Source organism: Bradyrhizobium sp. Rc3b (assembly GCF_900114915.1).
Classification (GTDB): Bacteria; Pseudomonadota; Alphaproteobacteria; order Rhizobiales; family Xanthobacteraceae; genus Bradyrhizobium.
This window is the reverse complement of the sequence record NZ_FOUS01000019.1, coordinates 25,240-38,546: the sequence shown is the minus strand read 5'-3', so window position 1 is coordinate 38,546 and position 13,307 is coordinate 25,240. Positions and strand designations below refer to the sequence as shown.

The following is a 13,307-nucleotide window of genomic DNA, read 5'->3' as shown; positions in this document are numbered from 1 at the left end:
CTAACCTTTCACCGCGCCGAGCGTCAGCCCGGACACCAGCCAACGCTGAACCAGAGCCGCCAGCACCAGCGGCGGCAATGCGATCAGCGTCGCCGCGGCCATCAGGGCGCCCCATTGCGTCGAGCCCTCGCCGATGAAATTGAAGGCGGCCGCGATCAGAGTCTTGGTGTCGCCATTGGAGAGCACCAGCGCAAACAGGAAGTAGTTCCACGAGAATACGAAGGCGAGTATGGCCGAGACGGCGATGCCGGACGCCACCAGCGGCAGCGCGATGCGCCAGAGGATGCGGGTGACCCCGCATCCATCCACCTGCGCCGCCTCGAACACGCTACGTGGAATGGCATCGAACGACGGCAGCAAAACCCAGATCACGATCGGGAGTGTGATCACCGCGTGGCTGAGGATCAGCGCCGTGTACGACCCGATCATGCCGACCTGCCGGAACATGACGTACCACGGCAGCAGGAATAGCGTTCCCGGTGCCATGCGCGCCGCGAGCGTCAGGATCGCCGGCCACGAAATACGCGTCCAGGAGACGACGAACGCGGCAGGGATTCCGAACAGGAGCCCAAGCGCGGTCGAGCCGACGGTGACGATCAGGCTGTTGAGGGCGTAGCTCAGGAACGGCGTCGTCTTGGTCAGCTCGACATAATTGTCCAGCGTCGGCGTGAAGATCAGTGTCGGCGGATAGGCCGTCACCTCGAAGGACGGCTTGAAGGAGGACAGCACCATCCAGACCGTTGGCGTCATGATGATCACGCCGGCCAGCACGAGTTGCACCAGGTTGAGCCAGCGTATCCAGCGGTCGGTGTTGACTGCGTCGGTCATGAGATCACCACGCTACCGCGCCGCGCAGGCGGTTGAAGGCGAGCACGGCGCCGAACACGATCGCGGTCAGCGTCAGCATCAACGCGCTGGCATAGCCGATGTTGAAAAACTCGAAGCCGACCCGGAAGCCGTAGATATTGAGCGTATTCGAGGCGTTGCCGGGGCCGCCCTGGGTCGTGATGTAGATGATGTCGAAGAAGCGCAGGAGATCGACGCTGCGCAGGATGGCTGCAGTGACGATGGTCGGCAGCAGCAGCGGCAGCGTGATGCGCTGGAAGGTCTTGAACGCAGATGCGCCATCGATCTGCGCGGCCTCGTAGACGCTCGGCGGCAGAGATTGCAGGCCGCCGAGCACGATCAAGGTGACGTACGGCGTCCATTGCCAGCTATCGATCAGCGCGACCGTCGGAATGACCCATGTCGGCGACGCCATCCAGTCCGATGGCGGCAAGCCGAGCGATTGCAGGATGTAATTGGCCGCGCCCAGCGACGGATCGAGAATCACGAGCCACATCATGCCGGCGACCACCGGCGGCATCATGAAGGGCGAGATGAACAGCGAGCGCACGATCCCAGGAAGGCGCTTGGCATGAAACAGCACCAACGCAAGCCAGACGCCGAAGACGAGCTGCAGCACCAGCGAGAGCACGAACAATGCAATGGTGATCCACAACCCATGCCAGAACTCGACGTCGGAGATCAGCTTGGTGTAATTGGCAAGGCCGGCAAAGGACTGCTTGCCGGTCGAAGAGAAAGTCTGGAAGCCGAGCCAGATCGTATAGACGACCGGAAATGCGATCATCGCGACCGTGAAGATCACGGCCGGTGCCGAGAGCGCCGCCATTTCCAGCTTCTGCCGGTCCTGCGTGAGTGTCGCAGCCGTATCAGACATGTATTCCTGTCCTCGATCGAGTTAGGTGCCGGCCGGCGCGGACACCAGCCGGCACCAGGCGGTCAGTTCAGCGCGATCAGCGCGTCCAGCGCCTTGTCGGCGTCCGCACAAGCCTGATCGACGGTCTTCTGCTTCAGGATCAAATCCTGCACCGCCTGACCAATGAACTCGCGCGATTGCGGATTGGCGACGATGGGATAGCCGACTTCGGACGAGCCCTTGGTGGCGAGCACATCGAGCGCGGCCTGCCATTCCTTGCGCACCGGCTCCTCGTCGATCCATTTGCGATATTCGGGGTCCTTGGCGACGGACGGACGCGGCGGGGCAATGCCCTGCAGGGCCATCTTCTTCTGCACCTCGGGGCTCGTCGCCCACTGCACGAAGTACCAGGCCGCATCGGGCTGCTTGCTGTGCGAGGACACCGCCATGCCCCAGCCGATCGTGGTCGGCACCTGGCCGGCCTCGCCCGCCGGGAACGGCAACAGGCCGGTGTCCTTCAGGCGCGCGCCGCCTTCCATCACCGTGCGCAATTCATTCGAGGATTCGAACGCCATCGCCGCGCGGCCGCCGCGATACAGCGCCGAAATCTGCTGGAAGCTATAATTGACGACGCCGGGCGGTCCGAAGTCGCGCAGCAACCGGCTATAGGTGTCGAGCGCCTCCTTGCCCTTGGCCGAGCACAGGCTCGACTTGCCGCTCGCGATATACGTGCCGCCGATATTGTGCAGCATGTTGCTGAAGGTGTAGGCGATCGCAGGCTTGAGGCCACGCGAGACGAACGGCGTCACCGTGCTGTCGCAGGTCTTGATCTTCTCGGCGGCGGCCTCGACGTCCTTGATGGTCTTCGGCGCCTCGAGGCCGCACTTCTTGAAGATATCGGTGCGGTAATAGAAAATCGGGCCCTCGATGTTCATTGGCATGCTGGTCAGCTTGCCGCCGAACGTCGCGGCCTTCAGCAAGGCCTGGCTCAACCCCGCCGGATCGTAGTCCTTGGCGACCTCGTTCTTGGCCATCGCGGTGAGATCGCCGTACCAGCCGGCAGCGGCGAATTGCTCGCCTTCGCGCGAGGGCAGCGTCATGAACACATCAACCTCGTCGCTGTTCGCATTCATGACGGTGACCAGACGCTGGCGCATCTGCTGTTCCTGATAGCCGTCGACCTTGAGGGTCATGCCGGTCAGCTTCTCGAAATCGGCCTTATAGGTGAGCAGCGCCTGCGAAACCGGATTGTTGTTGGCGAGAAAGGTGACGGTCTTGCCCTTGAACTTCATCCAGTCGAAATCGGCTGCGCGCGCCTGCGCGCTGACGGCGGCAATCGCAAGAACGGGCAACGCGACGCGCGTCGCGAGCATCCTGACTTTCATCGAACTCTCCTCCCGCTGGCCGCATTATGCTGTCGGCACTTTCTGAAAACGGTTACATCCTAAGCGCCAACGCACCTCTGTCAAGCGATAGACAATCGATCCTTTGTGCGGCATTATCGCAATTGTTCTGCTTACCTCGCTCGTGAGACGATATTGTAACGTTACATTATGAACGCACCGTCCGCCAAATTGACGAAGCAAGGCATCCGCGCCGTCGCGGCACGAGCCGGCGTGTCGACGGCATCGGTCTCGCGTGCGCTCAACAATCCCGATGCGGTGAGCCCGTCCCTGCGCGCGCGCATCGCGCAGGCAATCGAAGCCGTCGGTTACATCCCGCATGCGCCGGCCCGCATTCTGTCATCGCGGCGATCGCGTACGCTTGGCGCGATCGTGCCGACGATCGACAACACGATGTTCGCGCGCGGCATCGCCTCGCTGCAAAAATACCTCTCCTCGGTGGGTTACATGCTGTTTCTCACCACGAGCGGATACGATCTCGACGTCGAGCTGCAACAGGCCCGCAACCTGATCGGCCGCGGCGTCGATGGCCTCGTGCTGCGGGGCGACTGCCATCACGAGGGGTTGCGCAAGCTACTCGCGGACAATGCGGTGCCTTTCATCAATGTCGGGATCTATCAGCCCGACCGGCCCTACCCTTGCGTCGGCACGAACAACGAGGCCGCCGCCCATCGGGCGGCCGAGCATGTTATCGAGCTCGGCCATCGCCGGATCGGAATCGTTTCCGCGCTTCAGCGCAACAACGACCGCGCCGGCGCCCGCGTCGCCGGCTTTCGCCGCGCGCTCGCGGAGAACTGCCTGGAGCTGCCTCCGGAATGGCATGTCGAGGTGCCCTATACCCTGGACGACGCGCGCGAGGCGGCCCGCCATCTCCTCAACCTCAAGAATCGCCCGACGGCCGTGGTCTGCGGCAACGACGTCATTGCCTATGGCGTCCTGTTGGAAGCGGAGCGCAGCGGCTTTTCGGTGCCGCGTGATCTGTCGGTCGTCGGCTTCGACGACCTCGACTGGAGCCGCCATTTGCGACCGAGCCTGACGACGATCCAGGTCCCAACCGACGAGACCTGGCAGCGGGCCGGAGAATACCTGGTGCGCAGCCTCGCCGGCGAGCAGACCATCATGCATCGCGAGATCGACTTCTCGCTGGTGGTCCGGGAATCGACGGCTCCGCCTCCTGCAATCCCGAAGTGAGATCCCCCGATGAGTGCCAGCTTTTCTCTCACCCCCGGCTTTCATGCCGTCGTGATCGGTGGCGCCGGCGACATCGGCGCCGCGATCAGCAACCAGTTCTGCGACCTCGGGGCGACGGTGACCGCCACAGGCGTCAATGACGCCGATCTCGCACGCTCCCTGCTCAAGCCGCGCGCCGGACTTGCGCTCACGACGCTCGATGTCACGAGCGATGAAGCCGTCGGGTCACTCGCCGGGCAGCACCAACGCGTCGACGCGTTGATCAATTGTGCCGGCATCCTGGCGCGGGACAAGGAATACGAAATCGAGACCTTCATGAAAGTGCTCGACGTCAATCTCACGGGCACGTTCCGGACCTGCATGGCGTTCCGCTCGCAGCTGGCGAAGATGAAAGGATCGATCGTCAACATCGCCTCGATGAATGCAACTCTGGCTCTGCCGCGGATTCCTGCCTATTGCGCCAGCAAGGGCGGCGTCGTGATGCTGACCAAGGCGCTGGCCCTGGCGTGGGCCGAAGACGGCATCCGCGTCAACGCCGTTGCGCCCGGCTATGTCGAAACCGCGATCAATGCAGCCGGCCGCACCGACCGCGCCCATTATCAGCGCATCGCCGACCGCACCGCGTTCAAGCGCTGGGGCCAGCCCGAGGACATCGCCGGTGCCGTCGCCTTCCTCTGCATGCCGGCCTCGCAATACGCGACCGGAACGGTGGTCGCGGTGGATGGCGGGTTTCTTGCGGGGTAGTGGCTGGCGCGGCCGCAGGTGCAGCCGCGCCGATCCAGCTCAGCGGAAGTTGCCCTTGGTTTCGGGGATCACGATCGCGCCGATCAAATAGATCACGAACACGCCGACTGCGAAGGAGGCCAGCGACATCGGAATCTCCGCGGGGCTGCCGCTTACCAGCGAAACGAACGTCGGCATCATACCGCCCAGCGCAAAGCCGATGTTCCATGACAGGCCGGTGCCGCTGGCGCGGAGCGCCGTGGGGAAACGCTCGTTCAGGAAGATCAGCACCGGCGCATAGCCGGCATTGCCGATGAACGCGATGGCAAGCGCAAGAAGCGTGATCTGCGTGGTGTCCTTGGTCGCGGCGAGGTTCAGATAGCACAGCGGCAACAGCACCGCCGCCAGGACCCCGATCAGCAGGAACGTCTTCTTGCGGCCGATGAGATCGCTCAGCGCGCCGACCAGCACCGCGGCGAAGAACGCCGAGACGCTGGCGCCCATCAGGATCAGCGAAGAGATCTGGTTCGGAACCGCGTTGATGACTTTCAGGAAGCTCGGCAGGTACCCCGAGGTCAGATAATACCCGGCGCCGCCGCCGAAGGTAATGAGCAGGTTGATCAGCAGGACGCCGCGATACTCGCGGGACAATACGTCCTTGACCGGCGCCTTCGAGACCTTCGCCTGCTTGTTGCCCTGCTGGCGCTTGAGCTCCTTGAAGTAGGGAGATTCTTCAAGATTACGGAAGATGAACCAGCCGAGCAGCGAGCTCAGCAGACCCGAGAAGAACATGAAGCGCCAGCCCCAGACGGCAAAGGCATCTCCGGGGAATACCGAGGACGTGATCAGGAAGATGAAGGACGCCAGCAGCGCGCCAATGCCGGCGCCGCCGCCGCCGACCAGGCCCGACATCGCGCCGCGCCAATGCGGCGGCACCGATTCCGTACCGATCGTGTGGGTCGAGGCTACGACACCACCGACGAACACGCCCTGCACCAGGCGTAGGATCAGGAATACGATGGGAGCGATCACGCCGACCTGCGCAATGGTCGGCAGCAAGCCGAACGCGGCCGTGCTGATGCCGACGCCGATGATGGCGATCAGCATCGCCTGCTTGCGGCCGTGCACGTCGGCGTAGTGCCCGAACACCGCCGAACCGAGCGGTCGCATCAGCAGCGTAACGGCGAACGAACCGTAGACCGCGGCGAGCGACAGCGCCGCATTGCTCGACGGGAAGAACAGCGCGCCAACCACCGGCGCCACATAGAGCAGAATGAACAAATCGAACAGGTCGAGTGCCCATCCGAGCACTGATGCGATGATCGCATTGACCATCTGCTTGTTATCCGTCGATGCCCGTGCACCGGCGACCGGCATATCCATCTCAGCCATTTTGTTTTACCCTCCCCGTTTGAATAGGGCCGCGATCCGCGCCATTGCGAACCGCGGCAGCTTGTTGCGTCGCGTATCAGCGACCGGCGAATTTCGGCGGACGCTTGGCGTTGAAGGCCTCGACGCCTTCCCTGAAATCTTCCGACTGGCGCAGACGGCTGTAGCAATGGCCTTCGAGCTCGATGGCGATGGCGAGCGTCGAATCCTCGGTGTCGTTCAGGAGTTTCTTGGCGGTGCGCTGCGCCAGCGGCGAGAAGCTGCGGAGCTCGTCGACGAGCTTGTCGGTCGCCTTCTCCAGTTCGGAATCGGGCACGCATTCGGTGGCGATGCCCCACTCCAGCGCCTGCTTCGCCGAGATGCGCTTGGAGCGCATCACGATGTCCTTGGTGCGGGTGATGCCGACCATCTTCTGCAGCCGCGCCGACCCGCCGGAGCCCGGGATCTGTCCGAGCTTCTGCTCGGGCAGCGCGTACTGCGTGGTCTCCGAGGCGATACGGAAGTCGCAGGCCAGCGACAGCTCGAAGCCAACGCCGAAGCAATAGCCGCGATTGGCGACGATGACAGGCTTGGCGCAACGCGCCGGCGCGGCGATGTTCCAGGCGAGCTTGGAGACGTGCTCGGGGCTCGCTTCCATGAAGCCTCCGATATTGCCGCCGCTCGAGAAATGCTCGCCCTCTCCGCGCAGCACGATGATGCGCACGCGCGGATCCTCGTCGAGAGTCTCGAAGGTCAGCCGGAGCTGGTCGCGCTGCGGCATCGCCACGACGTTGTAGGGCGGACGTCCCAGGATGATGTCCGCGCGCTCATGCGCCTCATCGATCTCGACTTTGAACCCATCGAGCTTGGCGAGCCGAGGATCGGCAAAAGTATAGGGTGACGGCATTTTCGCTTCCTTCTGTTGATGCGTGACGATCAAGCGCCGTCCGATGGCGGCCGGCGCTCGGTCTCGTATTCTCCGGCGACGAGCAGGCGCCGCAGCAGCTTGCCGACCGGCGATTTCGGAATCGCGTCGACGAAGACGTAGCGGCGCGGCCGCTTGAAATTGGCGAGGCCCGAGGTGCGGCAGAACTTCTCCAGCTCGATCTCGGAAACGTTGCGATTGCGCTTGACGAAGGCGGCGACGACCTTGCCCCATTTTTCGTCGGCGACGCCAACCACCGCGACCTCGTCGACGGCCGGGTGCAGCGACAGGCAGCTCTCGATCTCGACCGGCGAGACGTTCTCGCCGCCGGTGATGATCATGTCGTCGACGCGGCCCGTGACGAACAGGTCGCCGTCCGGATCGATAAAGCCGGTGTCGCCGGTGAAATACCAGCCCTCGCGCAGCGACTTGGCGTCGGCCTCGGGGCGGCGCCAGTAGCCGTCAAAGGCTTCGTCGCCCGCGAGCGTGGCGATGATCTCACCCTCCTCGCCCACCGCGGCAAGCTCCGTCACCGAACGCGCGCCGATGCGCACGACCTTGACGTGCTGGTTCAGCCCGGCCTTGCCCGCCGAGCCGGGTTTTGCCGTAGCGTTCTGATCGATGGTGAAGGTGTAGATCTCGGAACTGCCGTAATGATTGACAAACAGCTCCGGCCTGAAGGCCTCGTTCAGCTTCTTCAGCAGGCCATCCGTCATCGAGGCGCCGGCAAAGCCGAGCTTGCGCACGCTGGAGACGTCGGTCCGGGCAAAGGCCCCGTGATGGACGAGATCGTGATAGAGCGTCGGCACCAGATAGAGATTGGTGATCCCTTCCCGCTCGATCAGCTCCAGCGCCTGGCGGCTGTCATAGCGCGGCAAGCAGATGAAGCTGCCGCCGATCAGCGACATCGCGAGCAACGAGCGGACGCCCATGGTGTGGTAGAGCGGCATCACGCCGAGCGTGCGCTCGCCGCGGCCGTAGAGGTTTTGCGCGACATGGGCGATCGCCGCGGCACGCTCGGCGCGATGACGCCGCGGCACGCCCTTCGGCCGCGAGGTTGTGCCCGATGTGTAGAGCATGATGGACCAGGCATCAGAGTCGACGCACGGCTCGGCGTCGAGCGCGCTGCCCCTGATAAGATCGGCAAAGCCCACCGCGTCGCCTGTGCCCGGATCGACCGACACGCGTAGCACCCGGCCGGCGAGCGCCGAACCCTGCACCGCCTCGGCAGAGACATCCTGGTAGAAAACTGCGCGGGCTTCGGCGTTCTCGATGCAGAAGTCCAGCTCGTCGGCCTTGGCTCGCCAGTTGATCGGGGTGATTACAAGTCCTGCGAACTGGCAGGCCCAATGCAGCGTCGCGGCCTCCCAGCGGTTTTGCAGCAGCGTGACGACGTGGTCGCCGGGCTTGAGGCCCAGGCGGCCGAAGGATGCGACCAAAGCAGAGACCTTGTCGTACCATTGCCGGTAGGTCAGGCGGAGATCGCCGTCGACCAGAGCGATGGCGCGCGGATCGCGCGCGGCGCTGGCCATGAAGCTGCTGGCGAGATCAAGCATCTGACGTCTCTTTTTTTGATGAAGCGAGCTGGGCGGCGGCTTCGAGGGCCGCCTGGATGATCGGCGTGTAGCCGGTGCAGCGGCACAGATGCCCGCTGAGGAGATCGCGAATCTCCGCCTCGGTCGGCGCCGGGTTCCTGGCGAGATAATGATCGAGCGACATCAGGATGCCGGCGGTGCAGAAGCCGCATTGGAGCGCGTGGTGACGGCGGAAGGCCTGTTGCAGTACGCCGAGACGATCGGCCGCGGGTGCAAGCCCTTCAACCGTCCTGATCTCGCAGCCATCGACCTGCGCCGCCAGCGTGAGGCAGGAACGGGTCAGCATGCCGTCGACGACGACCGTGCAGGCGCCGCAGACGCCGTGCTCGCAGCCGACATGGGTGCCGGTGGCGCCCAATCGGTGGCGCAGGAAATCGGACAGCAGCGTCCGAGGTTCGGCTTCCCCCGCGACGGGCTCGCCATTCAGCGAGACGTGGATGGGATGGCGGGCGTCGGATTTGAAACGGCTCATCGGAGAACCTCGCCGATCAGATCGCGGCCGATCATGCGCACGAGGTCGCGGCGATAGCGCGCGGTGGCATGGACGTCGTCGCGGGCGCCGAGCTCGTAGGCAAAGGCGTTGAGGGCATCGTCGACCGCGCTGCCCTCGAGTCGCGGCCAGTCCCGCGCGGTCGGGACGTCCGCAACGCCACCGACCGCGAGGCGGACGCCGGATGGCGTCTTCGTCGCGGCGCAGGCCACGATGGCAAAATCGCCGTGCCGGCGTGCGACCTCGCGGAACGCGAAGCGAGATCCATTGATGACCGGAAGCGAGATGCCTTCGATCAGCTCGTCGTCGCTGCGCGCCGTCAGCATCATGCCGGCGAAGAAATCCTTGGCCGCGACGCGGCGACGGCGCCTGGCACTACGCAAAAGCACCTCGCCGCCGAGCGCGACCAGCGCGAGCGGCATCTCGGCGCTGGGATCGGCATGCGCGAGCGAGCCGCAGATAGTGCCGCGGCTGCGGGTCTGCATGTGACCGACGCAGGGCAGCGCCAGCGCCACCAGCGGCAATGCCTCGGCCAGATCCGGCCAGGCCAGCAGATCGGCCTGGCGCACGCCGGCACCGATGACGACGGCATCAGTTTTACGCTCGATCTTGCGGAGCTCCGGGATCCGCATGATGTCGATCAGAAGCTTCGGCTTGGCGAGGCGCATGTTGAGCATCGCCATCAGTGACTGTCCGCCGGCGAGCACACGGGCATCGCCGCCTTGTTGCGCCAGCCCGTCAAGGACTTCGCCGACGGTCTCGGCGCGGAGATAGTCAAATGCGGGCGGCTTCATCGGCGCCCCCCGAACAGGCCGGCGACCTTCGCCAGCAGAGCCAACAGCGAGAAGCCGCCCGACGCACCACCACCGCCGGCCCTGCGGGCCAGCGCGGCGAAGAACTGGCCGATGATCACCCGCGTCGCGCCGTCGAGCAGCCGGCCGCCGATGCTTGCGATCTTGCCGCCGATCGCGGCGTCATAGCTGTAGGTCAGCTTCGTCCCGCCGCTGCCGTCGGGCGCGAGCGTGACGCGCCCCTCAGCGCTGCCGAAGCCGAGCGCGCCGGTGGCGCCGCCGCGCAAGGTGACCGCGCGCGGCGGATCGAGATCGAACAGCTCCACGTCGGCGCGATAGCGCCCGGTGACGGGTCCGATGCCGAGCGTGACGTCGGCGCGGAAATGCGTCTCGGTGATCTTGTCGACGCGCTGGCAGCCGGGAATGATCGATTGGAGCGTGGCGGGATCGAGCAGCATGACCCAGACCTGCTCGGGCGTCCCCCTCACCGAGGCCTGCCCTTCGCCGCGAAGCCGCCGATCTGATTCGCGCGCAGGCGCCGCGGCCACGCCATCCGCGGGAGGCGGCGGCTCGGCGCCGCGCACCAGCTCGGCAAGCCGCGCGGGCACCAGCGGCAACGTGATGTCGGCAACGCCGAGCGCGTCCGCAACCGCATTGGCGAGGCACACCGGCGTCGACATGCAATTGCCTTCGCCGACGCCTTTCGCGCCGAGTGGCGTGAACGGCGATGGCGTCTCCATGTGGAAGATCTCGGGCTCCGGCACCTCGGTGGTGGTCGGCAGCAGATAGTCCGCGAGCGTTCCCGTGAGGAAACTGCCGTCCTCGGCGTAGGCATATTCCTCGTAGAGCGCGGCACCGAGCGCCTGCGCGAAGCCGCCACGGATCTGGCCATTGACCATGCCGGGATGCAGGATGGTGCCGCAATCGTGCATGGTGACGTAGCGGTCGATCCGCGTCTGCAGAGTAATGCGGTCGATCTCGACGCCGCAGAAGTCGAAGATGAAGCCATGGCACAGCGAGGAGTTGATGCGGTCGTCCTCGCCGGGCGGCGTCAGCTCCGGCGGTGTCCAGAACACGGTCTCACGGATGGTCTGGCCGGCATCGTCAGGCAGCGAGCCCGGCGACCAATGACTGAGCGCAGCGACGCGCGAGAACGCGATCCGGTTTTCCGGATTTTGTTTTGAGGTCACGAAACCTCTCGCGAACACGATGTCCGCGGCCTCGACGTTGAGTTGGCTGGCAGCAATACGGGCGAGACGGCCGGCGACGCGCTCGGCCGCGATCTTGGCGGTGCCCGCCACCGCCGCAGCAAAACGGCTGGCATAGTTGCCCGACGCGATCGACCAGGCGTCCTTGGCGGTATCGATCTCGGTGTTGACGCGGATATCCTTCGGCTCAAGGCCGAAAACGTCGGCGACCACCTGCGACAGCACGGTGCGATGGCCCTGCCCCTGCGGCACGGAGGCGACGTGAACGGTGACGCTGCCGACCGGATCGAGGCCGACAGTGGCGGTCGCCTGCGCCCCGTTCTTCGGCCCGGCCTTGCGGCGCTCGGCGGCAGTCAGCACCGTTGTGATGTAACCCATATTGGAGACGCTGGGCTCCACCACCGCCGTGAAACCGATCCCGTAGAGACGCCCCTCTGCCCGCGCAGCGTCGCGCCGCGCCTTCAGTTCCGCAAGCCTGCCCTGCTCGACCGCGCGCGCGATCGCGTCCTGGTAGTTGCCGGAATCGAGCAACGCGCCGGTTGCGGTACGATAGGGAAAGGCACCTGCCTCGATCAGATTGCGCTCGATGACATCGAGCGGATCGAGACCGAGCCCGATCGCGATGCGCTGCACCAGGCGTTCCAGCGCGAAATAGACCTGCGGCCCGCCGAAGCCGCGGTTGAGGCCGGTCGGTGTCTTGTTGGTGACGACGACGCGGTTGCGGATCCTGACGTGGCCGATGTCGTAGGCCCCCGTCATGTTGCCGTGCATGCGGTAGAGCGTGGCGGGCTCGGGCGCGCGCAGATGCGCGCCGCAATCCTCGACCTGGTCCCAGTCGAGCGCGAGAATCTTGCCGTCGGCCGCAACCGCCGCGGCCAATGTCGTCGCGCGGTTGGTCGCTGACACCGACGCGGTGAGATGCTCGAGCCGGTCCTCGATCCACTTCACCGGCCGGCCCGTGACGCGCGCCGCAGCTGCGATCAGAACGATGTACGGAAACACACCCTGCTTGACGCCAAAGCTGCCGCCGGAATCCGGCGGCGTGCGCAGCCGCAGCCGATTGCCCGGCACCTTCAGTGCACGCGCAATCACGGTGTGAATGCTGAACGGCCCCTGAAAATTCGCGAGAACCTCAAAGGCATCCTCGCCGGCATCATGCGAGGCGACGACGCCATAAGTCTCGATCGGCGTGCAGGAGTTGCGGGGATAGCGGATGTCGATGGAGAAGCGATGCGGCGCATCCGCAAACGCTTTTTCAGGATCGCCGTAGCGGAACGCGCGGTCGCTGGCGAGATTGCCGGGAAAACCGTCGTGCAGGACCGGTGCACCCGGTGCTATCGCCCCGAGCGGGTCGACTGTGGCCGCTCGCGGGCGATACGCGACATTGATGAGTTCGGCTGCATCTTCAGCACGGGCACGATCAGTCGCCACGATCACGGCGACCGGTTCGCCGACATAGCGCACACGCTCGACCGCGATCGGCCAGCACTCGACCGGCGCCTTCACGCCGACGACGAGGCTTGTGGTGACCGCCTTGATCTGCTCGCCGGTCAGGACCGCGGCAACGCCCGGCAGCCGCCTGGCCGCTTCAACGTCGATCGAAACAATATCGGCGTGGGCGTGCGGCGAGCGCAGGATCGTCGCATGCAGCGTGCCGGGCTGGACGCCGAGATCGTCGATGAAGCGGCCGCGACCGCTGAGCAGCGCGGCATCCTCGACGCGTTCGATTGAACGCCCGACCCACGGCTTGTCGTCACCCTGATCAACCGAATTTGCGGATTGAACCGCGGCCTGCACCATGTCCCGGCATACCTCCCGACGCGTTCTCTGACGCGACGGCGACGTTTGTCAGGACAGGAGGCGCGAGGGCCATACCGCCCGCTCTCACGACTTACCAAATCGTCTCATTCGAGA

At 65.1% G+C, this 13,307-nt stretch carries 11 protein-coding genes; 2 read left to right on the top strand and 9 right to left on the bottom strand.

All coding sequences use genetic code 11. From position 1 onward, the window contains the following. The 3 genes from BM190_RS33815 to BM190_RS33805 all read right to left on the bottom strand — a co-directional run bounded on the left by BM190_RS33815 (position 1) and on the right by BM190_RS33805 (position 3,084). Positions 1-828, bottom strand: coding sequence for a carbohydrate ABC transporter permease (locus tag BM190_RS33815; RefSeq protein WP_092261894.1), 828 nt, complete (start codon positions 826-828; stop codon positions 1-3). A 4-nt stretch (positions 829-832) separates the two neighbouring features. Further along, complete coding sequence (locus BM190_RS33810; protein WP_092261893.1) at positions 833-1,720, bottom strand: carbohydrate ABC transporter permease; 888 nt, start codon at positions 1,718-1,720, stop codon at positions 833-835. A gap of 62 nt (positions 1,721-1,782) precedes the next feature. Next, complete coding sequence (locus tag BM190_RS33805; RefSeq protein WP_092261892.1) at positions 1,783-3,084, bottom strand: ABC transporter substrate-binding protein; 1,302 nt, start codon at positions 3,082-3,084, stop codon at positions 1,783-1,785. A 168-nt stretch (positions 3,085-3,252) separates the two neighbouring features. On the opposite strand from BM190_RS33805, the gene BM190_RS33800 reads away from it, so the two are divergent. Both BM190_RS33800 and BM190_RS33795 read left to right on the top strand, forming a co-directional pair. Beyond that, positions 3,253-4,293 carry a LacI family DNA-binding transcriptional regulator gene (locus BM190_RS33800; RefSeq protein WP_092261891.1) on the top strand — a complete coding sequence of 347 codons (1,041 nt, stop codon included), beginning with the start codon at positions 3,253-3,255 and terminating at the stop codon, positions 4,291-4,293. 9 nt (positions 4,294-4,302) lie between these two features. Continuing rightward, positions 4,303-5,037 carry an SDR family NAD(P)-dependent oxidoreductase gene (locus tag BM190_RS33795; protein ID WP_092261890.1) on the top strand — a complete coding sequence of 245 codons (735 nt, stop codon included), beginning with the start codon at positions 4,303-4,305 and terminating at the stop codon, positions 5,035-5,037. A gap of 39 nt (positions 5,038-5,076) precedes the next feature. Here the strand turns inward: BM190_RS33795 and BM190_RS33790 are convergent, their stop codons facing one another. The 6 genes from BM190_RS33790 to BM190_RS33765 form a co-directional block, all read right to left on the bottom strand. Next, complete coding sequence (locus BM190_RS33790; RefSeq protein WP_092261889.1) at positions 5,077-6,408, bottom strand: MFS transporter; 1,332 nt, start codon at positions 6,406-6,408, stop codon at positions 5,077-5,079. Between the two features lie 76 nt (positions 6,409-6,484). Further along, entirely contained in the window at positions 6,485-7,291 is an 807-nt protein-coding gene (locus BM190_RS33785) for an enoyl-CoA hydratase/isomerase family protein (RefSeq protein WP_092261952.1), read from the bottom strand. A gap of 29 nt (positions 7,292-7,320) precedes the next feature. Further along, on the bottom strand, positions 7,321-8,865 hold the full coding sequence (locus BM190_RS33780) for an AMP-binding protein (protein WP_092261888.1): 1,545 nt from the start codon (positions 8,863-8,865) through the stop codon (positions 7,321-7,323). After that, positions 8,858-9,376, bottom strand: a complete 519-nt coding sequence (locus BM190_RS33775) for a (2Fe-2S)-binding protein (protein ID WP_092261887.1) — start codon at positions 9,374-9,376, stop codon at positions 8,858-8,860. Before BM190_RS33775 ends, BM190_RS33780 begins: the two co-directional genes overlap by 8 nt. After that, positions 9,373-10,188 (bottom strand): FAD binding domain-containing protein, encoded by an 816-nt coding sequence (locus BM190_RS33770; protein ID WP_092261886.1) that lies wholly within the window; start codon positions 10,186-10,188, stop codon positions 9,373-9,375. The genes BM190_RS33775 and BM190_RS33770 overlap by 4 nt, the downstream gene beginning before the upstream one ends. Then, a complete protein-coding gene (locus BM190_RS33765) occupies positions 10,185-13,193 on the bottom strand; it encodes a xanthine dehydrogenase family protein molybdopterin-binding subunit (protein ID WP_092261885.1) in 3,009 nt (1,002 codons plus the stop codon). The genes BM190_RS33770 and BM190_RS33765 overlap by 4 nt, the downstream gene beginning before the upstream one ends. Positions 13,194-13,307 lie beyond the last annotated feature (114 nt).